Source organism: Streptomyces sp. NPDC101490 (assembly GCF_044767145.1).
Classification (GTDB): domain Bacteria; phylum Actinomycetota; class Actinomycetes; order Streptomycetales; family Streptomycetaceae; genus Streptomyces.
Window position 1 is genome coordinate 44,237 of sequence record NZ_JBIWNI010000016.1, and the last position, 21,525, is coordinate 65,761.

Annotated in this window: 21 protein-coding genes; 4 read left to right on the forward strand and 17 right to left on the reverse strand. The window is 71.7% G+C overall.

Annotation, left to right across the window (positions count from 1 at the left end; all coding sequences use genetic code 11):
* Positions 1-81 precede the first annotated feature (81 nt).
* Positions 82-813, forward strand: a complete 732-nt coding sequence (locus ACIRQY_RS25040; RefSeq protein WP_403929438.1) for a 3'-5' exonuclease — start codon at positions 82-84, stop codon at positions 811-813.
* Positions 814-865: 52 nt separating this feature from the next.
* Here the strand turns inward: ACIRQY_RS25040 and ACIRQY_RS25045 are convergent, their stop codons facing one another.
* Entirely contained in the window at positions 866-1,690 is an 825-nt protein-coding gene (locus ACIRQY_RS25045; RefSeq protein WP_403929441.1) for an alpha/beta fold hydrolase, read from the reverse strand.
* 45 nt (positions 1,691-1,735) lie between these two features.
* Positions 1,736-2,593, reverse strand: a complete 858-nt coding sequence (locus tag ACIRQY_RS25050; RefSeq protein WP_351790077.1) for a phosphotransferase — start codon at positions 2,591-2,593, stop codon at positions 1,736-1,738.
* Positions 2,594-2,834: 241 nt separating this feature from the next.
* Here ACIRQY_RS25050 and ACIRQY_RS25055 point away from each other — a divergent pair, with 241 nt between their 5' ends.
* Both ACIRQY_RS25055 and ACIRQY_RS25060 read left to right on the forward strand, forming a co-directional pair.
* The gene (locus tag ACIRQY_RS25055) at positions 2,835-3,398 is read left to right on the forward strand and encodes a DUF1697 domain-containing protein (RefSeq protein WP_403929444.1); all 564 of its coding nucleotides are present in this window, start codon (positions 2,835-2,837) and stop codon (positions 3,396-3,398) included.
* Between the two features lie 458 nt (positions 3,399-3,856).
* Positions 3,857-4,411 (forward strand): DsbA family protein, encoded by a 555-nt coding sequence (locus ACIRQY_RS25060; RefSeq protein WP_403929666.1) that lies wholly within the window; start codon positions 3,857-3,859, stop codon positions 4,409-4,411.
* Positions 4,412-4,442: 31 nt separating this feature from the next.
* Here ACIRQY_RS25060 and ACIRQY_RS25065 read toward each other — a convergent pair whose 3' ends face one another.
* From ACIRQY_RS25065 to ACIRQY_RS25135, 15 genes are all read right to left on the reverse strand, one after another.
* The gene (locus ACIRQY_RS25065; protein WP_403929446.1) at positions 4,443-5,261 is read right to left on the reverse strand and encodes a S1 family peptidase; all 819 of its coding nucleotides are present in this window, start codon (positions 5,259-5,261) and stop codon (positions 4,443-4,445) included.
* A gap of 307 nt (positions 5,262-5,568) precedes the next feature.
* On the reverse strand, positions 5,569-6,309 hold the full coding sequence (locus ACIRQY_RS25070) for a sirohydrochlorin chelatase (protein ID WP_403929449.1): 741 nt from the start codon (positions 6,307-6,309) through the stop codon (positions 5,569-5,571).
* A gap of 14 nt (positions 6,310-6,323) precedes the next feature.
* Positions 6,324-7,220, reverse strand: coding sequence for an ABC transporter permease (locus tag ACIRQY_RS25075; RefSeq protein ID WP_351790066.1), 897 nt, complete (start codon positions 7,218-7,220; stop codon positions 6,324-6,326).
* On the reverse strand, positions 7,207-8,025 hold the full coding sequence (locus ACIRQY_RS25080) for an ABC transporter ATP-binding protein (RefSeq protein ID WP_351790063.1): 819 nt from the start codon (positions 8,023-8,025) through the stop codon (positions 7,207-7,209). The genes ACIRQY_RS25075 and ACIRQY_RS25080 overlap by 14 nt, the downstream gene beginning before the upstream one ends.
* A 44-nt stretch (positions 8,026-8,069) precedes the next feature.
* Positions 8,070-9,206, reverse strand: a complete 1,137-nt coding sequence (locus tag ACIRQY_RS25085; RefSeq protein WP_403929453.1) for an aliphatic sulfonate ABC transporter substrate-binding protein — start codon at positions 9,204-9,206, stop codon at positions 8,070-8,072.
* 211 nt (positions 9,207-9,417) lie between these two features.
* Positions 9,418-10,761 carry a sulfate adenylyltransferase subunit 1 gene (locus tag ACIRQY_RS25090; protein WP_403929456.1) on the reverse strand — a complete coding sequence of 448 codons (1,344 nt, stop codon included), beginning with the start codon at positions 10,759-10,761 and terminating at the stop codon, positions 9,418-9,420.
* Positions 10,761-11,699, reverse strand: a complete 939-nt coding sequence (gene cysD / locus ACIRQY_RS25095; RefSeq protein ID WP_351790056.1) for a sulfate adenylyltransferase subunit CysD — start codon at positions 11,697-11,699, stop codon at positions 10,761-10,763. The genes ACIRQY_RS25090 and cysD overlap by 1 nt, the downstream gene beginning before the upstream one ends.
* Positions 11,696-12,262 carry an adenylyl-sulfate kinase gene (gene cysC, locus ACIRQY_RS25100; RefSeq protein ID WP_351790053.1) on the reverse strand — a complete coding sequence of 189 codons (567 nt, stop codon included), beginning with the start codon at positions 12,260-12,262 and terminating at the stop codon, positions 11,696-11,698. Before cysC ends, cysD begins: the two co-directional genes overlap by 4 nt.
* The gene (locus ACIRQY_RS25105) at positions 12,259-12,966 is read right to left on the reverse strand and encodes a phosphoadenylyl-sulfate reductase (protein ID WP_351790050.1); all 708 of its coding nucleotides are present in this window, start codon (positions 12,964-12,966) and stop codon (positions 12,259-12,261) included. Before ACIRQY_RS25105 ends, cysC begins: the two co-directional genes overlap by 4 nt.
* A complete protein-coding gene (locus ACIRQY_RS25110; protein ID WP_351790048.1) occupies positions 12,963-13,142 on the reverse strand; it encodes a hypothetical protein in 180 nt (59 codons plus the stop codon). Before ACIRQY_RS25110 ends, ACIRQY_RS25105 begins: the two co-directional genes overlap by 4 nt.
* The gene (locus tag ACIRQY_RS25115; RefSeq protein WP_403929462.1) at positions 13,139-14,836 is read right to left on the reverse strand and encodes a nitrite/sulfite reductase; all 1,698 of its coding nucleotides are present in this window, start codon (positions 14,834-14,836) and stop codon (positions 13,139-13,141) included. Before ACIRQY_RS25115 ends, ACIRQY_RS25110 begins: the two co-directional genes overlap by 4 nt.
* A gap of 136 nt (positions 14,837-14,972) precedes the next feature.
* Entirely contained in the window at positions 14,973-15,056 is an 84-nt protein-coding gene (locus tag ACIRQY_RS25120) for a putative leader peptide (RefSeq protein WP_310887545.1), read from the reverse strand.
* A gap of 376 nt (positions 15,057-15,432) precedes the next feature.
* Positions 15,433-16,002, reverse strand: a complete 570-nt coding sequence (locus ACIRQY_RS25125; protein ID WP_403929464.1) for a GNAT family N-acetyltransferase — start codon at positions 16,000-16,002, stop codon at positions 15,433-15,435.
* A gap of 403 nt (positions 16,003-16,405) precedes the next feature.
* The gene (locus tag ACIRQY_RS25130) at positions 16,406-17,695 is read right to left on the reverse strand and encodes a GAF domain-containing protein (RefSeq protein ID WP_403929467.1); all 1,290 of its coding nucleotides are present in this window, start codon (positions 17,693-17,695) and stop codon (positions 16,406-16,408) included.
* Positions 17,696-18,159: 464 nt separating this feature from the next.
* A complete protein-coding gene (locus ACIRQY_RS25135) occupies positions 18,160-20,361 on the reverse strand; it encodes an FG-GAP-like repeat-containing protein (protein ID WP_403929470.1) in 2,202 nt (733 codons plus the stop codon).
* 255 nt (positions 20,362-20,616) lie between these two features.
* Here ACIRQY_RS25135 and ACIRQY_RS25140 point away from each other — a divergent pair, with 255 nt between their 5' ends.
* A complete protein-coding gene (locus ACIRQY_RS25140) occupies positions 20,617-21,474 on the forward strand; it encodes an alpha/beta fold hydrolase (RefSeq protein WP_403929473.1) in 858 nt (285 codons plus the stop codon).
* The last annotated feature ends 51 nt before the right edge of the window (positions 21,475-21,525 follow it).

Consider the following 21,525-nt stretch of genomic DNA (forward strand, 5'->3'; position numbering starts at 1 on the left):
GGCGGGGGCGACCGACGGCGTTGTCAGTGCCGCGTGCGAGGGTGGTCAGCACCACGGGGGAGATCACACGAGGAGGACCCGATGGCTTGGCATGGGGAACCACTGGCCGGTTTCGACCTGGAGACGACCGGCACCGATCCACTGGAGGCCCGCATCGTGACGGCCTCGATCGTCGAGGTCGACGGAGCGGGACACGTCGTCCGCCGCCGGGACTGGCTCGCCGACCCGGGCGTCCACATCCCGGAGCAGGCCGCCGCGATCCACGGCATCAGCACCGAGCGCGCCACCGCCGAGGGCCGCCCGGTCCGCGAGGTCGCCGACGAGATCGCGGACACCCTCGCCGCCCACTGGCAGGACGGCGTCCCGGTCGTGGCGTACAACGCCTCCTTCGACCTGACGCTGCTCTCCGCCGAGCTGCGCCGCCACGGACTGCCCTCCCTGAGCGAGCGCCTCGGCGGCGTCCCCGTCGGACCCGTCGTCGACCCCTACACCATCGACCGGGCCGTCGACCGCTACCGGCGTGGCAAGCGCACCCTGGCAGCGGTCTGCGGGGAGTACGGGGTGGTCCTCGAAGCCGCCCACGAGGCCGCCGCCGACGCGCTCGCGGCCGTCCGGGTCGCCGTCGCGATAGCCGAGCGGCACGGCCGGGTCGCCGCACTCGACCCGGCCGAACTCCACGAGCGCCAGATCGGCTGGTACCGCGCCTGGGCCGAGAACTTCCAGGACTTCCTGCGCGGCAAGGGCGACACGGACGCCGTCGTGGACCCGACCTGGCCCCTGCGCACCCCGCTCGCCCTGGCCGTCGGCCAGTGACCGGCACCCCGGCGGGCCCGCGAGGACCTCACCGGGGCGCGGGGGACACCCCTCAGCCGTTGTCCTTCAAGAAGGACAACAGCAGCTCGTTGACCTTCTCCGGCCGCTCCAGCGGGAACCAGTGCCCGGCGTCCTCGATCCGCTCGAACCGCCAGGGACCGGAGACGTACGCGCCGGTGTCCGCCATCTGCCGCTCACCGAGGTAGGGATCGCCGGTGGACACGACGCCCATCACCGGGACGGTCAGCGGCGGCAGCTCCGGGACCGGACCCAGCTGGAGTCCGATCGGCAGTCCCGCCCGGTAGACGCTGAGCGCCGCCGTCAGGCCGCCCGGGACGAGCAGGGGCTCCAGCACCTCCGCCGCGTCCGGGTGGTCCGAGAGCATCGCCCGCAGGTTCGCGTGGTCGTCGCGGGAGAGCCACTCCTCCGCGAGCCCCTCGTGCTGGAACATCGTGATGTGCCACAGGGCCTGCCGCTGCTCCCAGCCCGCCCGCAGGATCGCGGCGATGCTGCCCACCGACATCAGGGTCGCGCTCGCCACCCGCTCCGGCACGAACTGCGCCAGGCCCTGGACGATCCCCGAACCCCAGTCGTGCCCCACCATGTGCACCCGGTCGAGCTCCAGCCGGGCCAGCAGCTCCAGCAGATCACCCACGTGCTTCGCCGGGTCGTACGCCTCCGGCCCGCCCTCCGGACGGGACGAGGCCCCGAAACCCCGCAGGGTGGGGGCGACCGTCGTGAAACCCGCCGCGTTCAACGCCGGGATCTGATGACGCCAGAGCCGGTGACTGTCGGGGAAACCGTGCACGAGGAGCACGGCCGGACCCTCACCGCTCACCTCGACGTCGAGCGTCACCTCGGACAGTTCCACGTTCATCCCCAACACCCCGCTCGATCGGCCCGGTTCGACCGGACCATGATGTCAGAACGGATACCAGCGCACCTCGGGATCGCCGTCCCGCAGCGAGGCCACCCGCCGCTCGAACTCGACGAGGGCCTTCGGGTTCGTCGGCGCGTGCTGCGCCACCCACGCGCAGCTCGCGGTCTCCCGCGCCCCGCGCAGCACCGCGCACCCCTCCCACTCCCGCACGTCCCAGCCGTACGCCTCCGTGAACGCCCCGTACGCCGCCGGGTCCAGGCCGTACCGGTCCCGGGAGAGCGCGAGCACCACCAGATCGTGCTCGCGCAGATCGGACGAGAAGGTCTCCAGGTCCACCAGGACGGGACCGTCGGGGCCGATGTGCACGTTACGGGGGAGGGCGTCGCCGTGGATCGGTCCCGGTGTCAGCCGGGGGGTCAGCGCGGCGGCCGTCGGTGCGAACGCGTCGCGCCGCTCGCGCAGGAACGCCGCGTCCGCCGGGTCGATCGCGTCCCCCGCCAGACGCAGCCACCGCTCGACCCCGCCCAGCAGCTCCCGCCGGGGCAGCGTGAAACCGGTCGGCTCCGGCAGCGCGTGCACCCGCCTCAGGAGCGGCGCCAGATCACGCGGCTCGGCGGGCCGCACGGCCTCGGGCAGCCGGTGCCAGAGGGTGACGGGGCACCCGTCCACCCGGCGCGGCGCGTCCTCCGCCGGGCGCACGGCGGGCACGTCCGCCTCGGCGAGCCAGGCGGCGAGCGCCAGCTCACGCTCCGCCCGCTCGAACACCTCGGGGTCCCGGCCGACCTTCACGGCGAGATCCCCCACCGCGAAGACCGCGTTCTCACCGAGGGCCAGCAGCCGCGCCCCCGCGACCGGCAGCCCCGCCCCGGCCAGGATCTCCCGCGCCCGCGCCTCGTCCATCGACCTTCTCCCTCATCCGTGCGATCGAGCCGAATTCTCCCACCCGCACCACGGGCCCCCGAGGCCCACCCGTTACGGCAAGGAAAGGAATGATTCCCTCCGTTTTCGGCATTACGAAACGTTGTTGGATAAGTCACAGATGGGTGAAGGCCCTTCTCCCCACTCCCCTTGATCGGACAGTGTTCGGAGCGGTCACCGCGCCACCCCCCACGAGGCGCGGTGACCGTCCTACCCTGATCCCATGACGCAGACATACGCGCTCCTGCTCCGCGGCATCAACGTGAGCGGTCGCCGCAAGGTCCCCATGGCGGACCTCAGGTCCTGCCTCGAAGGGCTCGGCCATCAGGACGTCCGCACGTATCTGCAGAGCGGGAACGCGGTCTTCACCACCGGCGGCGGCGCCCCCGCCGCCTCCGACGAGGCGCTCGCCTCGGAGATCGAGGACGCGGTCGAGCACCGGTTCGGCTTCCACGTCGACTGCCTCGTCCGCGACGGCGCCTATCTGGCGGCGGTCGCCGCCGCCTGTCCCTTCCCCGCCGCCGAACTGGAGGGCAAGCAGCTCCATGCCCTCTACCTCTCCGAGTCCGCCGAGCCCGGACGCTTCGCCGGGATCGACCGGGAGGCCCACCTGCCCGAGGCGTTCGCACTCGGCGACCGCGTCCTCTACCTCTACGCCCCCGAGGGCCTGGGCAATTCCAAGCTCGGCGAGGCAGTCTCCCGCACCTCGGTCGTCAAGGGCCTGGTCGTCACCGGACGCAACTGGAACACGGTCCGCAAGCTGGTGGAGATGACCGGCGGGGAGTGACGGGGGGAGCGGTGGACGGAGTGGCGGCGAGCCGGGAAGTGGCCCACTCCGGCCGTGTCCGATTGGACCAGAAGGGCAGGCCATTCGGTGGCTAGATTCGATGTATGACGACTACGGGGATCAAAGAGACCGCAGAGACCGCAGAGGCCACAGAAACCACCGAGACCGCAGAGACGGCACAGGCTGTCGGGGCTGTCAGGGCTACTGACACCGCCGGGGTCACCGGGACCGCAGAGGCTGTAGGGGGTGACAAGGCCGTCGGGGGTGCCGAGGCGGCCGGGGTCATCGGGATCGCAGAGGCCGTCGGGGCTGCCCGGAGCACAGGGAAAGCCGGGGTCACCGGGGAGGCCGGGGCCACTGGGGCCACCAGGGCCACCGGGCAAGCCGGGTTCACCGCTCCCGGCGGCCCCCGGCCCGTCGTCGACTTCTACTTCGACCCCGCCTGCCCCTTCGCCTGGATCACCTCCCGCTGGATCCTGGAGGTCGAGCGGCTCCGGGACATCGACCTGCGCTTCAAGGTCATGAGCCTCCACCTCCACAACGAGGGCAACACCCTGCCCGACTGGTACCGCACCCTCGTCGACGCCTCCGTGGGGCCCGTCCGGGTCGCCGTGGCCGCCGCCGAGCGGCACGGCGAGGACGTCCTGCGCCTGCTCTACACCGCGTACGGCACCCGCATCCACGAGGGGAAGCGGAAGGACCTCGACGCCGTCGTCGCCGAGTCCCTCGCCGAACTCGGCCTCCCCGCCGAACTGGCCGCCGCCGCCCACGACCCCGCGTACGACGAAGCCGTCCGCCGCAGCCATGACGCGGGCAGGGAACCGGAGAGCGGCGCCTACGTCGGCACCCCCACCCTCCACGTCGACGGCACCGTCTGGTTCGGACCGGTCCTGCGGGCCGTCCCGCGCGGCGAGGAGGCCGCCGAACTCTTCGACGGGTTCCGCGTCCTAGCCCGCCATCCCGACCTCTTCGAGCTCAAGCGCACCCGCACCGGAGGCCTCGACTTCGGCTGAGGCCCCCGGTGCGCGGGGTCAGGGGGCGGGGTCAGGCCGCGTCGGCGGGGCGGCGCTCGACCGGGATCACATGGGAGAGCCCGTGGGAGGCGAGCGGCGCGCGGAACGGCTCCCAGAGCGCCGGGTCGGTCAGATTCGTGAAGAGCCCGGAGCAGGTGTTGGTGTCCCCGGTCACGAGGCCGTAGACGACGGCCTTGCCGGACACCTTCGGCGCGAACAGCGGGCCCCCGCTGTCACCGGGCCCGACCCGGACCGTGTCCGTGCCCGCGCAGAGGAAGTTCTTGTCCCAGACACCGCCCTCGTCGTCGAACTTCTTCACGGGAAGAGCCGCTTCGTGCAGGCGCGAGGGCTTGGCGGGGTCCCCGAGATCGGTGCGCCCCCAGCCCGCGGCACGCAGCACCCGGCCCGGTCGCGGCTCCGCGCCCAGCGGGGGGAGGACCGCGCTGGTCTGCCGGACGGGCCGGTCGAGCACGATCAGCCCCAGGTCGGAGTTGGTCGCGACGGAGAACTCGGGGTGGCTGTGGACGGTGAAACGCTCGTCGGTCAGCACCGTCCCCGCCGACGACGCGGAGTCGGACCGCCCCAGCACGAGCCGGATCTTGACCTTGCCCCGCTCGGCCCACATCGAACAGTGCGCCGCCGTGGCCACGACCCGGCTGTCGATCAGCGCCCCGCCGCAGTAGTGCGACCAGGTGCCGTCCGCGCCCTGCTGCTCGATCTGTACGACATAGGGCCGCGCGCCGTCCGCGACCGGGGCGCCGCCGACGATCGCCGAGGCGGAGGGCGTGACCGTGCCCAGGATCCCGAACGCGCCGATCCCCGCGAGGGACGCGGCCGTCCGGCGGCTCATTGACTTGCGCAAGGGTGAACCCGCTTTCGTCTGCCGCCGGACACCGTCCGGCGGGCTTGCGCGAGGCCGGCGTCCGGCCGCCCTCGTCCACCCCGATCCTGGCCACGCTTCCCGTCCGGCCCGTCTCGGCCGCGTGTCGGGCGGATCAGGAGATCACTTCAAGCGTGTAACGGAGCGGGGGCGGAGGAGCGGTGCCGGTGAGAGCGAGAACCCTTGCGGGCAGCGGAACTGACGGGGCGTCCGGCCCCGGAACCAGGGCCGTAGGACCAGGGCCGTGAAGCCGTGAAGCCGTGAAGCCGTGAAGCCGTCAGGCCGTCCGGGCCACCGGGCGGGCCGCCCGCGCGCCGTCGTACCGCTCCAGGAGCAGCCGGGCCAGCTCCGGGGACGGGCCGAGGACGCCCGCCAGGACGTCGGCGCCCGCCGCCCCGGCCGCGATGCGGTCCGGGAGACGGCCGGGGGCGATCACGTACGGGGCGACGGCCACCCGGCCGACGCCCGGCTCCGCGCGCAGGGCCGCCACGGCGTCCTCCGTACGCGGAAGGGATGCGGAGGCGAACGCGGGCCGCACGGAGCACCAACCGGTGCGCCGCAGCTCCCGCGCCGTTTCTGCGATCACCGCGATCGCCTCCGGGTCTGTGGAGCCCGCCGAGGCCAGGACGACCCCGGTCGTGCTCCGGTCGCCGGGCGTGAGCCCGGCCTCGTACAGCCGCCGTTCCACCGCCGCGATCAGCAGCGGCGAGGGTCCCAGGACCTCCGCCCGGCGCACCCGCAGCGACGGCGGGGCCTGCCGCAGGACGGCGGGGACGTCGGCCTTCGCGTGGAAGGCCCGGGTCAGCAGCAGCGGCAGCGCCACCACGTCCCGCACCCCGTCCGCGGCGAGCCGGTCGAGCACCCCCGGTACCGACGGCAGGTTGAAGTCCAGGAACGCCGTCTCCACCCGCAGCCCCGGCCGCAGCGCACCGGCCCGGCGCACCAGGGCCCGGACGGTCGCCGCGTGCCGGGGATCACGGCTGCCGTGGGCGATGACGAGGAGGACGGGACGGTTCACGGTCGGCTCAGAGCTCACTTCACCAGAAGGCCGCGGCTGCGGAGCACCCAGCGCTCCAGCGGGCTGAAGATCAGCAGGTCGATCGCGATGCCGACGACCAGGATCAGCAGGATCGCCAGGAACACACCGGGCAGGTCGATGTTGTTGCGGCCGTTCTCCAGGAGCTGGCCGAGACCGAGGCCCAGATCGGGGGAGGAGGCGATGATCTCGGCCGCCATCAGCGAGCGCCAGGAGAACGCCCAGCCCTGCTTGAGCCCCGCCAGATAGCCGGGGAGCGCGGCCGGGAGCACCACGTGCCAGGTGCCCCTGAGGCCGGTGGCGCCCAGGGTGCGGCCCGCGCGCAGGAAGATCGGCGGGATCTGGTCGACGCCGGAGACCAGGCCGTTGGCGATGGACGGCACGGCGCCCAGCAGGATCACGGTGTACATCATGGCGTCGTTCAGACCGAACCAGAGCACGGCGGGCGGCACCCAGGCCACCGAGGGCAGCGACTGGAGACCGGACAGGATCGGTCCGATCGCGGCACGCACGAACTTCACCCGCGCCACCAGCAGACCCAGCGGGGTGCCGATGGCGAGGGCGAGCAGGAAGCCGGACAGACCGCGCGAGACGCTGGTCCAGATGACTTCGAGCAGGGTCCCTTCGAGCCACATGCCGGCCAGGCCGTCCCACACCGCGGACGGCGCGGGCAGCTTGGTCTCCTCGGTGATCTTCGCCGAGACGAGGATCTGCCAGACGACGAGGACGAGTCCGACGGCCAGCGTCGGCGGGAGGACCTTCTTGAGGAGGACCTCCCGGACGGGGGTGCGGCGGATCTCGACCGCGTCCAGGGCGTCGAGTCCGGCCTCGAGACCGGCGAGGTCGTCCGTGCCGTTGGCCTTGCCCTTGGTCTTGATGTCAGTGCTGGCCATGACGGCGGATCTCCCCACGCAGGTGCTCAGTGATCTCGAGGGACAGTTCGGCCACGTCCGCGTCCTCGATGCGGCGGGGCTGCGGGATGTCCACGGTCCACTCCTTGGCGACCCGGCCGGGCCGGGAGGAGAGCAGGACCACGCGCTGCGCGAGGCGGACGGCCTCGCGCACATTGTGCGTGACGAAGAGGACGGAGAGGCTCCCCGTGCCGGAGCCACTGGTGTTCGAGGTCTCCCAGACCCGGGTGAGCTCGCCGTGCAGGACGTCCCGGGTGATGGCGTCGAGGGCCGCGAACGGCTCGTCCATCAGCAGGAGACGGCTGTCCTGGGCCAGCGCGCGGGCCAGTGCCACCCGCTGCCGCATACCGCCGGACAGCTCGTGGACCCGCTTGCCGTACGCGCCGCCGAGCCGGACGAGTTCGAGCAGCCGCTCGGCCTCCGTCCGCCGGTCGGCCCTGGACACCCCGCGCATCCGCAGGGCGAGTTCGATGTTCTTGCCCGCGGTCAGCCACGGGAAGAGGGCGTGCTCCTGGAACATCAGCGCGGGCCGGCCGCCCGGGGTCGCGATGGACCCCTGGGTCGGCCGGTCGAGGCCCGCGACCAGGTTCAGCAGGGTGGACTTGCCGCACCCCGATGCCCCCAGGAGGGTGACGAACTCGCCGGGCGCGACGTCGAGACTGACGTCGTCCAGGACGAGTTGGCCACCGGCCGGGCCGGGGAAGGACTTCGAGACGTGCTCGATCCGGGCGGCGTGGGTCTGCTCCCTCACGGTGCTCTCGGCAGCCTTGGCGAGTGTCGTGGCCATGGTCGTCACCTCCTGGGGTTACGGGATCTCGGGACTCGTCGCGGTTACTTGACGCCGAGACCGGCGTCGGAGACCTCGGGCTCGCCCGCGGCCTTCAGCACCTTGTTCAGGAGCTTCAGGTCGTAGATGCCTGCCAGGTCGGGCTGCTTGATCAGTTCGGCCTTGACGGCCCACTCGGACTGGGTCTTCAGCGTCGCGGCCAGCGGGTCGTTGGTGATGGCGATGCTCGGCCACGCCGGGTCGATGACCTTGTCGGCCAGGGGCTTGCCGCCGAGGGCCTTCAGGGCCGCGTTGGCCGAGGCCTTCGCCTTGTCGGGGTTGGCGTTGATCCACTCGTTGGTCTTCACCGTGCCCTTCAGCACCGCCTCGACCACGTCCGGGTGCTCCGTGAGGAACTTCTGCGACACGATGATGTTCGTGATCACGAACTTCTTCTCGGGCCACAGGCTGGTCTCGTCGAGGAGGACGGAACCGCCCTCGGAGACCAGCTTCGACGCGGTCGGCTCGGGGACCCAGGCGCCGTCGATGGAGCCGGACTTGAAGGCGTCCGGGGTGACCTTGTTGTCCGTGCGGACTACGGAGACGTCACCCTTGCCGGACTCGGGGTCGACCTTCCAGCCCTTCTCGGCTATCCAGTTGAGCAGCGCGACGTCCTGCGTGTTGCCCTTCTGGGGGGTGGCGATCCTCTTGCCCTTGAGGTCGTCCAGGGTCTTGATCTTCTTGGGGTTCACGACCAGCTTCACGCCGCCGGAGGCGGAGCCGGAGATGATCCGCAGGTTCTGGCCCTTGGACTTGACGTACGCGTTGATGGAGGGCGAGGGGCCGATGAAGCCGATGTCCAGGGAGCCGCCGTTGAGCGCCTCGATCTCGGACGGGCCCGCGTTGAAGGTCTGCGGCTTGAGGGCGGTGGCGCCCAGTTCCTTCTGGATCAGGCCGTCCTGGACGCCGATCAGCGCGGTGGCGTGCGTCAGGTTCGGGAAGTAGCCGAGCCGTACTTCGGAGGCGGAGAGCTTCTTGGCGTCGGCCGCGACCGGGGCCTTCTTCTCCGAGGTCTCCTCCTTCTTGGCGTCGGAGCCGTAGCCGCAGGAGGCGAGGGCGCCGATCAGGAGGGGCAGCGCGGCGGCGGCGACGACGCTCCGGCGCAGGGTCTTGCGGGTGGTGCGGGCGTTTCCGTTGGACACGGGAGGCTTTCCTCTCGGTACGTGGTCTCATGGCCACGTCTTCGGCGATGGAGCGGGACCGGGTACGGCTCGTGGGGGGTGTGGGCGCGCAGGCGGTGCGCGTACGTCATCACGCACATCGCGCCACACCTCCCTGGCCGCTGCCGAGGGTGCCGCTGCCGACGCGGCCCCCCTCCTTCGCGAAGGTCGAGTAGATGTCGGAGAGCATGGTCTAGAAATCCCACCCTTCTTCGTCCGCGACGTCCACGACGGCCTTGGCGGTGGCGAAGGACTCGCCCGCCATGCCCGCCGCGAGGGTCGTTCCGTCCGCCGGGTCGATCAGCAGGAACGAGCCGGTGCGGCGCGAGTCCGCGTAGGCGTCCAGCGCGAGCGACTCGGCCGTGCGCACCACGACCCGGCCGATGTCGTTGGTGACCAGCTGACCCGGGTCCGGGTGCTGGGAGAGGTCGTCCAGGGTCAGCCGCGAGGGGATCTCCCTGACGATCGCCTTGACCGTGCGGGTGGTGTGCTTGAGCAGCACCCGCTGGCCGACGGTGAGCGTCCGGTCCGCCACGTGGCAGACGGTCGCCTCGATGTCCTGGGTGGTCGCCGGGGCGTCACCGCTCGGGGCGAGCAGATCGCCGCGGGAGATGTCGATGTCGTCGGCGAGCCGGATCGTCACCGACTGCGGCGCCCAGGCGATGTCCACGGACTCGCCCAGCGCGTCGATCCCGGTGATCGTGGAGGTCCGCCCCGAGGGCAGTACGGTGATCTGCTCGCCGACCCGGAAGGCTCCGGCCGCGATCTGCCCGGCGTAGCCCCGGTAGTCCGGGTGCTCGGCGGTCTGCGGACGGATCACGTACTGCACGGGGAACCGGGCGTGACAGGCCGTCAGGTCGTGGCTGACGGGGACGGTCTCCAGGTGTTCGAGGACCGTGGGGCCGCCGTACCAGTCCATGTGCGCGGACGGCTCGACCACGTTGTCCCCGGCGAGCGCCGAGATCGGGATCGCGGTGATCTCCGGGACGCCGAGCTCGGAGGCGTACGTCGTGAACTCCTCGGCGATCGCGGCGAAGACGGACTCCCGGTAGTCGACGAGGTCCATCTTGTTCACGGCCAGGACCACGTGCGGGACGCGCAGCAGGGCGGCGACGGCGGCGTGCCTGCGGGTCTGCTCGACGACGCCGTTGCGGGCGTCGACCAGGACCACGGCCAGCTCTGCGGTGGAGGCGCCGGTGACCATGTTGCGGGTGTACTGCACATGGCCGGGGGTGTCGGCGAGGATGAAGCGGCGGCGGGACGTCGCGAAGTAGCGGTAGGCGACGTCGATGGTGATGCCCTGCTCGCGCTCGGCCCGCAGGCCGTCGGTGAGGAGCGCCAGGTCGGGCGCCTCCTGGCCCCGGGAGCGCGAGGCGTGCTCGACGGCCTCCAGCTGGTCGACGAGGACCGACTTGGAGTCGTGGAGGAGACGGCCGACCAGGGTGGACTTGCCGTCGTCGACGGAGCCGGCGGTGGCGAAGCGCAGCAGGGTGGTGGCCGCCAGCTGGTCGGACAGCAGCTCGGTGGACGTGCTCATTAGAAGTACCCTTCGCGCTTGCGGTCTTCCATCGCTGCCTCGGACATCTTGTCGTCGGCACGGGTCGCGCCCCGCTCGGTGAGCCGGGAGGCGGCGATCTCGGCGATGACGGCGTCCAGCGTGGTGGCGTCGGACTCGACGGCCCCGGTGCAGGACATGTCACCGACGGTGCGGTAGCGGACCTGCCGCTTCTCGACCGTCTCGGACTCCTTCGGGCCGCCCCAGTCACCGGCCGTCAGCCACATGCCGTTGCGGGAGAACACCTCGCGCTCGTGCGCGAAGTAGATCTCCGGGAGGTCGATCGCCTCGCGCTGGATGTACTGCCAGACGTCCAGTTCGGTCCAGTTGGAGAGCGGGAAGACCCGGACGTGTTCGCCGGGGGCGTGGCGGCCGTTGTAGAGCTGCCACAGCTCGGGGCGCTGGCGGCGCGGGTCCCACTGCGAGAACTCGTCGCGCAGCGAGAACACCCGCTCCTTGGCGCGGGCCTTCTCCTCGTCGCGCCGCCCGCCGCCGAAGACGGCGTCGAAGCGGTGTTCCTGGATGGCCTCGGTCAGCGGGACGGTCTGGAGCGGGTTGCGGGTGCCGTCGGGGCGCTCGCGGAGCTTCCCGGCGTCGATGTACTCCTGGACGGAGGCCACGTGGAGGCGCAGTCCGTGCTCGGCGACGACCCGGTCACGGTACTCCAGGACCTCGGGGAAGTTGTGTCCGGTGTCGACGTGCAGCAGCGAGAAGGGGACCGCCGCCGGGGCGAAGGCCTTCAGCGCCAGGTGCAGCATGACGATGGAGTCCTTGCCGCCGGAGAAGAGGATCACCGGCCGCTCGAACTCGCCCGCCACCTCGCGGAAGATGTGGACGGCCTCCGACTCCAGGGAGTCGAGGTGGGACAGTGCGAACGGACTGTCGGTCTCGCCGTGAACATGGGCAACGGTGGTCGTCATGCCAGGCCCCTCTCGGTGAGCAGCGCGTGGAGCCGCGCCGCGGACTCCCGCACGGTCTGGTTCTGTGACTCGATCCGCAGGTCCGGGTCGGCCGGCTCGTCGTACGGGTCGTCGACCCCGGTCAGGCCGCTGATCTCGCCCGCGGCCTGCTTGGCGTACAGCCCCTTCACATCGCGTACGGAGCAGACGTCCACCGGGGTGGCGACGTGCACCTCGACATAGGGGGTGCCCTCGGTCCGGTGGCGCTTGCGGACCGCCTCGCGGCTGTCGGCGTACGGGGCGATGACCGGGACCAGTACCTTCACGCCGTTGGAGGCGAGCAGTTCGGCGACGAAGCCGATGCGCTGCACATTGGTGTGACGGTCCTCGCGGCTGAAGCCGAGGCCCGCGGAGAGGAACTCACGGATCTCGTCGCCGTCGAGGACCTCCACGCGGTGGCCCTCCGCACGGAGCCGGCCGGCCAGCTCGTACGCGATGGTGGTCTTCCCGGCGCTGGGGAGGCCGGTGAGCCAGATGGTGGCACCCGTCACGTGCTTCTCCTGAACTTCCTGAGTGTCCGTCATCCGTGCAGTCCGCACTCGGTCTTGGCCCGTCCCGCCCAGCGTCCGGCGCGGGCGTTCTCGCCCTCGGCGACGCGGCGGGTGCAGGGGGCGCAGCCGACGGAGGGGTAACCGTCCATGAGGAGCGGGTTGGTGAGGACACCGTGCTCGGCGACGTACGCGTCGACGTCGTCCTGCGTCCAGCGGGCGATGGGGGAGACCTTGACCTTCCGCCGCTTCTCGTCCCAGCCGACGACCGGGGTGTTCGCCCGGGTGGGGGACTCGTCGCGGCGCAGTCCGGTGGCCCAGGCGCGGTAGCGGGTCAGGCCCTCTTCGAGGGGCTTGACCTTGCGCAGGGCGCAGCACAGGTCGGGGTCGCGGTCGTGCAGCCGGGGGCCGTGCTCGGCGTCCTGCTCGGCCACGGTCCTGCGCGGGGTCAGGGTGATGACGCGGACGTCCATCACGGCGTCCACGGCGTCGCGGGTGCCGATGGTCTCCTCGAAGTGGTAGCCGGTGTCGAGGAAGACGACGTCCACGCCGGGCCGGACGCGGGAGGCGAGGTGGGCGACGACGGCGTCCTCCATGGAGGAGGTGACGCAGAAGTCCTCGCCGAAGGTGTCCGAGGCCCAGCGGAGGATCTCCAGCGGGGAGGCGTCCTCCAGGTCGCGGCCGGCCTGCTCGGCGAGCGCCTTGAGGTCGGCCGCGGTGACGTCCTGAATGGTCGTCATATGTCTTTCCCTCCAGGGGTGTTGCCCGAAGTTCCGGGGGCGAGGAGCCCCAGGAACTTCAGCTGGAAGGCCCGGCTGCACGCGGCGCATTCCCAGGCGCCGTGCCCCTGCTCGTTGGGACGCAGGTCCTCGTCGCCGCAGTAGGGGCAGTGGAAGGGGGCGGCTCGCTCGCTCATGAGAGGGCCTCCTCCGAGGCGCGGGTGGTCCAGGTGGCGAAGCGCTCGCCGGTCTCGCGCTCCGCCTGGAAGCGCTTGAGGACCCGCTCGACGTAGTCGGGGAGTTCGGCGGCGGTGACCTTGAGGCCGCGGACCTTGCGGCCGAACCCGGCCTCCAGGCCGAGGGCGCCGCCCAGGTGCACCTGGTAGCCCTCGACGCGGTTGCCCTCGTCGTCCAGGACGAGCTGGCCCTTCAGGCCGATGTCGGCGACCTGGATGCGGGCGCAGGCGTTGGGGCAGCCGTTGATGTTGATGGTCAGCGGCTCGTCGAAGTCCGGTACCCGGCGCTCCAGTTCGTCGATCAGCGAGGCGCCCCGCGCCTTGGTCTCGACGATCGCGAGCTTGCAGAACTCGATGCCGGTGCAGGCCATCGTGCCGCGCCGGAACGGCGAGGGGGTGACCCGCAGGTCCAGTGCCTCCAGGGCGGCGACGATCGAGTCGACCTGGTCCTCCTCGACGTCGAGGACGAGCATCTTCTGCTCGGCGGTGGTGCGGACCCGGCCCGAGCCGTGCTGCTCGGCGACGGCGGCGATCTTCGTCAGGGTGGGGCCGTCGACCCGGCCGACGCGCGGCGCGAACCCGACGTAGAACCTGCCGTCCTGCTGGCGGTGGACGCCGACGTGGTCGCGCCAGCGGCCGGCGGGCTGCTCGGGCGCGGGGCCGTCGGTGAGCTTCCGCTTCAGGTACTCGTCCTCCAGGACCTGGCGGAACTTCTCCGGGCCCCAGTCGGCGACGAGGAACTTCAGCCGGGCGCGGTTGCGGAGCCTGCGGTAGCCGTAGTCGCGGAAGATGGAGATGACGCCCTCGTAGATGTCCGGGACTTCTTCGAGGGAGACCCAGGTGCCGAGGCGGACGCCGAGCTTGGGGTTGGTGGAGAGGCCGCCGCCGACCCAGACGTCGAAGCCGGGGCCGTGCTCGGGGTGCCGGACGCCGACGAAGGCGATGTCGTTGATCTCGTGCGCCACGTCCAGCAGCGGCGAGCCGGAGATCGCGGACTTGAACTTGCGGGGCAGGTTGGAGAAGTCCTTGTTGCCGACGATCCGGCGGTAGATCTCGTCGATGGCGGGGGTGCCGTCGATGATCTCGTTCTCGGCGATGCCCGCGACGGGGGAACCGAGGATGACGCGCGGGGTGTCGCCGCAGGCCTCGGTGGTGGACAGGCCGACCGCCTCCAGGCGGTTCCAGATCTCGGGGACGTCCTCGATGCGGATCCAGTGGTACTGGACGTTCTGCCGGTCGGTGATGTCGGCGGTGCCCCGGGCGAACTCCTCGGAGATCTCGCCGATGACGCGCAACTGCTCGGTGGTCAGACGGCCGCCGTCGATGCGGACGCGGAGCATGAAGTACTCGTCGTCCAGCTCCTCCGGCTCCAGGACGCCCGTCTTGGTGCCGTCCAGCCCCTGCTTGCGCTGGGTGTAGAGGCCCCACCAGCGCATGCGTCCGCGCAGGTCGTTGGGGTCGATGGAGTCGAAACCGCGCTTCGAGTAGACCGTCTCAATACGTGTCCGCACATTGAGACCGTCGTCGTCCTTCTTGAACTGCTCATTGCCGTTCAGCGGGGTGAAGTGCCCCACGGCCCACTGACCCTCGCCACGGTGGCGTCCGGCCTTGCGGCGGGCAGTGGCGGGAGTGGGGTTTTCCGGGGTGGCGGCCATGGCGTCTTGTCCTTCGGGACTGCGAGAGGGCGGCTCTGACCTGCACACTCACGCTCAGGTCAGAGAATGGCGCGGCAGTGCGCAGCAGGGTGGGGCAGAGTCGGGTGGAGAGGAGATCGCGGCGGTGCTGGTTCTCTCAGCGCGCCGGACAGATGGCGCTGGACATGCGGCCGAGATCGACGTGTCGTCGACTCACCAAGGCAATTCCAGTTCCAGGCATGGCGGAAGCGTGTCACGGGACTTTGGACCCAGTCCAGCTTCGTCCAGGATGCGGACGATGTCGTCTCGCTCATCGAGATGGTGTGTGCTGGGTCACTCAGGAGGGGCCCTGGTCAGGGCCCCTCCGGGATGCTGCGGAGACCTGTACCGAACGGTCTCGGATGCCGGTACGGCCGGGTGGGGGCGCCGGGGGCGCCCACGGGAGCCGGGGGAGTATCGCGGGAGGGGCTGGTGCTCCTGGAGTGTTCCGGAGTGGCTCCGGGGCGCTCCCGGGGTGGCGCATTTCGGCCCGTACGGGTCTCCTGGCTCTGGTGCTCTGGTGCTCTGGTGCTCTGGTGCTCTGGTGCTCTGGTGCTCTGGTGCTCTGGTGCTCTGGCTCAGGCGTGGGCGCCGGGCCACGGGCCGGGGGTCTCCGACTCCTCGGTCTCCTCGACCTTGGTGTCGAAGAGCCGGAAGCCGCGCCGCTCGTAGTTGGCCATCGCGTGCGGGCCGTCGAGGGAGCAGGTGTGCACCCAGACCCGCGAGGTCTCCTCGCGGCCCGGCCAGCGTCCGGCCAGGTCCCAGGCCCGCGCCACTCCGTAGGAGAGGAGGTGGCCGCCGATCCCCCGGCCCCGGAAGGCGGGGATCAGGCCGAAGTAGGCGATCTCCACCACGCCGTCGTCCTGGGCGTCCAGCTCCACGTATCCGGCCGGCGTGCCCTTGTCGTACGCCACCCAGGTCTCGGTGCCGGGCTTCTCCACGATCTCCTGCCACTGCTTGTACGACAGCGGCAGCCGGTCGGACCAGCGGATGTCGCCGCCGACCGCGGTGTAGAGGTAACGGCTGTACTCGGGGGACGGGACCGCGGCCCGGACGACCGTGATGTCGTCGCCCTCCGGGACGCGGGAGGGCCGGAGATCGGACGGTGCCGTCTGTTCGAGGGACCAGGTGGTGAGAGAGATGCGCATGGGGCCATCGCATCACGGCCGCTCGGGAGGGAGCGAGGGGGGTCGGGGCGGATGACGCATCCCGAGAGGGAGCTGTCGGTACGGGTTCCTGAGTACGGGCTCCTGAGCGCGGAGCCTCCCGTACGGGACCTCTCGTACGGGACCTTCAGTACGGGACCTCCCGTACGGGTTCTTCCATACGGGTTCTTCCCTGTCGGTCCCGCGAGGCGTCCGGGCCCGGAGACCGGTGGCCGGGCAAGGATGTCCGGATTCTGGACAGCCCGACAGCCCGACAGCCCGACAGCCCGACAGACTGCCAGTCGGTCCGCGGACCACGGTGGCTCCGGCTGTCCCCGGCCCCAGTGGCCCGGTGGGCGGCGCGCCCGGTGGGCGGTGGGCCCGGTGGGCGGTGGGCCCGGTGGGGTCAAGGCGCGGGCGCGCGGACCGCGGGGGCCAGCGAGTGGGGGAGCAGGTCCTCGGGGTGCTCCGGCCGCAGGACCTCCACCACCACCTCCTCGCGGAAGCGGTACGGGCGGTGGGCCAGGACCCCGGCCAGGTTCCGCCGCACCCGGGACATCTCCGCCCGTACGGTCACCGTCCTCGTACGGTCCCCGAACACGTCGTCCGCCAGCTCCGCAGCCGTCCGGCCGTCCCGGTGCAGCGCCAGGACGTAGAGGAGTTCCGCGTGCCGGGGGCTCAGCTCCTGCTGCCAGCTGCCCGCCTCCCCCGTGACGGCCACCGTCCAGCGGCGCGGCCTGCTCAGGTCGAGCACCACCCGGCCCGTGGCCCCCGCGCCCGGGTCCACCGGAGGGTTCTCCTCCTCGACCCGCAGCAGCCAGCCGCCGGGCAGCGGCTCCACGACGCACGTTCCGAGCGAGGGCAGCCACACCCGGCCCGCGCCGAAGGACTTCGGCAGCGGGACGCGGTCCGTCGGCGCGAGGCCCGTGACCGCCGCCGTCCAGCCGTGCTCGTCCACCGCGACCGCCCGGCCGCCCATCCGGCACAGGATCGGCGCGGCCACCGCCCGCAGCCGGTCCACCGAACCGCGGTGCCGTTCCCGCATCTCGGCCTCCGCCAGCCGGGCCACCGAACCGACCAGCGGCAGCATCGCCGGGTGGAACGTGGACGCGGGACCGCTCACGTCCAGGATGCCGAGCAGCCGCCGGTCGCGCGGGTCGTACACGGGGGCGGCGGCGCAGGTCCAGTCGTGGAGGGCCTGGACGTAGTGCTCGGCGGAGTGCACCTGTACCGCGCGGCCCAGGGTGAGCGCGGTGCCGACCGCGTTGGTGCCGGTGGTGTGCTCCGTCCAGGCCGCGCCCTCCTCCAGGCAGATGCCGTTCGCCCGCCGCAGCACGGAGGAGTTCCCCTGCCGCCACAGCACCCGGCCGTGCTCGTCGGTGACCACCATGATCTGGAGCGAGGCGTCGGCGATCCCGGCGAGGCCGCCGGTGAGCGTCTGCAGGACCTCGGCGAGCAGCGTGGTCCTGCGCCGCTGCTCCAGCTCGTCCCGCCGGAGCAGCACGCTGTTCGTGCCCTGGTCGGGGTCGAGACCGAGCCGGGCCATCCGCTGCCAGGAGGCGTCGATGACGGGGCGGGGCGCGATCGGCGGCCGTCGCCCGGCCAGCGTCTCCTCCCGTACCCGGTGCAGCAGCCGGGTGGCACGGGCGGCGTCCATGGCGGCGAGGCGCTTCATGTCGAGCTGCGTGTTGTTCATCGGTCGCTCCCAGCCACCCGGGGTGCTGTATCGGTTCTGCACAGGGCGGCTGCCCGGAGTGCCGGTGCCCATCGTGCCGCTCGGAACCGGTCGGCGCGGCCCGGTTCGGGTAATCCTGCAACCCTTTGCAACCCTGGCCGTTCACCGCCCTCCTGGGTGACAGTGCTCGGAGCGGCGGGTGGTGCCGTGTCGGCGCAGCACCACCCCCGCTTTTCCGCGCGTGCCGACCCCCTGCGGTCCACCCCTGGTACGCGCGGCAAGCTTCCCGCCCCGCGCCGGGCACGAACGGCCCCCCCTCGGACGACACCACTCCCGCACGTCTCCGGACCGTGGAGCGCGTGCCCGTCCGGGCGCCGCCCCCCATGGATCGCTGATGACGGCGACCCTCGGGTCCGGATCGTCGGCGGCCGCCTCGATGAGCCGGCCGTCGGCCGGGGCCGTGCCCCCGCCGGTCCGCCGACGTCTCAGGTCGCGGGCAGCGCGGCGCTCGCCGGGGCGGTCAGCTCTGTCGTGGCCTGACGGCCCTGGAAGGGGCTACGCCAGTCGCCGGTGCCCCGGTACAGCCACACTCCGCTCTTCGCTCCGAGGCCGAGCAGATCGCCGCGCCCGTCACCGTCCGCGTCCCCCACACCGACGAGGTGCGTGTAGCCGTGCCAGCCGCCGCCGATCCGCTGGCGTCCGGCGAACGTGCCGTCACCTCGGCTCAGATACAGCCACAGCACGCCCGCCTCGTCGCGGGCGACGACGTCGCCCGACGGCGCACCGCCGAGGTTCCCGGCGACCGTGAGGTCGTCGTAGATCCCCCAGCCCCCGCCGATCTTCACCCGGGACGTGAAGGGTGCCTTGGCGTTGCCGGTGCCCCGGTACATCCAGAGGATGCCCGCCCGGTCGGTGGCGAGCAGGTCCGGGCGACGATCGCCGGTGAGGTCGGCGCCGCCCGCCAGGCGTTCGTAGGTCTGCCAGCCCGATCCGATCCGGACCCGGCCGGAGAAGCCGCCCCGCCCGTTGCCCTGGTGCAGCCACAGCACGCCCGCCTTGTCGCGGGCGACGACGTCACCGACGCCGCTGCCCGCCACGTTCCCCACGGTCTCGATCCGGTCGTAGATCTGCCAGCCGGTACCCACCAGGGCCCTCCCGGCGCCCGCCTCCAGTCGCTCGGGCTGGTTCCAGCGCCGGGAGTAGTAGGTGTCGGAGAGCCACAGCCTGCCGGAGGCGTCGGCCGCGAGCAGGTCGGGGGAGCCGTTGTCGTCGAGGTCGTGCGGGTGGGCTGTCCGGACCACGTTGAACGAGCCCTTGGCGACGGCGGCGGGGCCGATGCCGTTGAGGGGCTCGGCCACGACCTCCCAGGTGTAGGCGCCGTTCGGAGCGGCTTCGTCCTCGTAGCCGATGTCGCCCTTCCAGTCGAGGACCAGGTTCGGCGTGTAGGGGTAGTGCTCCGTCTTCGACTGGGTCTTTCCGGTGCGCTGGTGCCGCAGGGTGGCCTTGATCTTGACGGACGTCCGGGAGACGTCCCAGCGCAGGCGCGCGGTGCCGTCGTTCTTGTCCAGGTCGATGAGGGAGGGGACCTGCTGTCCGGTGATCCTGACGGTGATCGGTTCGCCGTTGGAGGCCACCTGGGTCACGGTGGGCCGACCGGCGGCGTTGGCCGTGATCCTGAAGACGCCCTGGCCCTGGGCGACAGTGCCGCCACTGGCGTACAGGGCGTCGGGCGCGGCGGCGGCCGCGGTGAGGTGGTCGATGAGCTTGACCCGCTCGCCGGTGGCGGGATGGTAGGCGGTGAGTCCGTTCAGCGGGTCCTGGAAGGGATCGTCGACCTCGGACGCCTCGCCGTAGACGACCCAGCGGCCGACGAGACCGAGATGGGGCTCGTGCGTGGCGCCGTCGGGCAGGGGAAGCTGCTTGGCCTTGCCGGTCGTACGGTCGAGGAGGAAGAGCGTCGCGGTGAGGATGCCGACACGTTCGGTCCATGCGACGTGGGTGGCGGAGAGGGCGATGGCGCCTCTGTCGGCGCCCGGTGCCCGGCCGCGAATCTCGGAGACGGTGCCGTCGGCCAGGTCGATCACGCCCCATGCGGGCTTGCCTTCGGCGGTGAAGGTGACGATCGCTTCCTGCGGGGTGCCCGGCGCCACCGCGAAGTCCGTGGCCCCAGCGGGGAGACCGGTCACGGCCACCGTGCCGCGCGCGGCGCTGTGCTGCTCGAACTCCGTTCCCGTGTCGGTGGTGGCGGTCGTGAACACGGAGTCCGCGGCGGCGCCGACATAGGCCGGGATCCGGTCGGCTCCCCAGCGCAGCGGGACCTCGAACACGGTCGAGTCGCTCAGGTCGGTGACCGTGACCTTCCCTCCGAAGGACTTCACCAGGTAGTCGGTGGTGCGCGAGGAGCGCAGTTGGACCCGGTCGTCGTCATAGCCGAAGCCGACACCGTCCGAGAAGCGCGTGTACGTGCGTCGCAGGTCCCGCTCGGGCCGGGTGAGGAACCCGGTCAGCCCCGCGTCGGTCAGCTCCGCGCCGACGAAGCCGACGACGTCTCCCTCGCTCGCCGCCGGGGCGGCCACACCGACCACGGCGTGCGCGGGTACGGTCAGGGCGCCGCCGCTCAGGGTGACGGCGAGGGCAGTGGTGACGGCCGCGGCAAGCCGCAGCCGGTTCCGGCGGGGGTGGTGCATGAAGGTGTCTTTCGTCGAGCTCCGGGTGCGCTCCGCACCCGTTCCACCGGAACAGACCGATGACACGGCGAATGGTTGCACTGCCTGAGCAGGATCTTTCGGGCGTCTGAGCCCGAGGCGGGCCTCCTGGGGGCGGTCTCGGCGCGGCCGTCAGGAACGACGACCGGGCGACGGAGCGCTCCGAGCGGTGTTCGTGAGGCGGCCTTCCGGTGTTGACTGGGGCGGACTTGGAGCGCTCTGTCACCTGGGGGTGTGATGCCACAGATCGTGCTGTCGTCCGGAACAGTCGACTACCAGGACACCGGGGGCGACGGGCCCGTGCTGGTGTTCTGCCATGGCCTGCCGATGAACGAGACGCAGTGGCGCAAAGTGGTACCACTGCTGCACGGGTACCGCTGTGTCCTGCCCACGCTGCCTCTCGGCGGACATCGCCGGCCGATGGCCCCGGACGCGGATCTGTCCCATCGTGGCGTCGCACTCCTCCTGGGCGAGTTCATCGAACGGCTCGGGCTCGATGACGTGACGCTCGTCCTGAACGACTGGGGCGGCGGCCAGTTCCTGGTGTCGGAGGGGAAAGCCCAGCGGGTCGCGCGCCTGGTCCTGGTGGCCTGCGAGGCGTTCGACAATTTTCCCCCCGGACCGGCCAGGGCGGCGGCCGCGGTGTGCGGGGTCCCCGGTGGCGTGTGGCTCCTGACGCGCCTCATGCGTCTTCCCGCGTTCCGGAACAGCCGCAACGGCTACGGCGGAATGAGCCTGCGCGGGATCCCGGACGAGATCATGGACGACTGGTTCGCTCCCGCGACCCGCAGCAAGGCCATCCGCAGGGACTTCGCCAAGTTCGCCACCTCGGCGCCCAGGCGTGGGACCCTGCTGGCCTGGAGCGAGCGACTGCGTGCCTTCGACCGCCCGGTACTGGTCGTCTGGGCGACGGAGGACCGACTGATGCCGCGTGAGCACGGCCCCCGCCTGGCCGAGCTGTACCCGCAGGGCCGACTGGTCGTCATCGCCGACTCCTCCACCCTCGTCCCGGAGGACCAGCCCGAAAGACTCGCGGACGTACTCACCGACTTCCTGACCCGGACCGGAGCGGAGCCCGCCCCGCCCACCGGCTGAACCGAGAACAACCGCTCCACCCTCTACGGTCTCCGGATCCCCGCCCCCGAA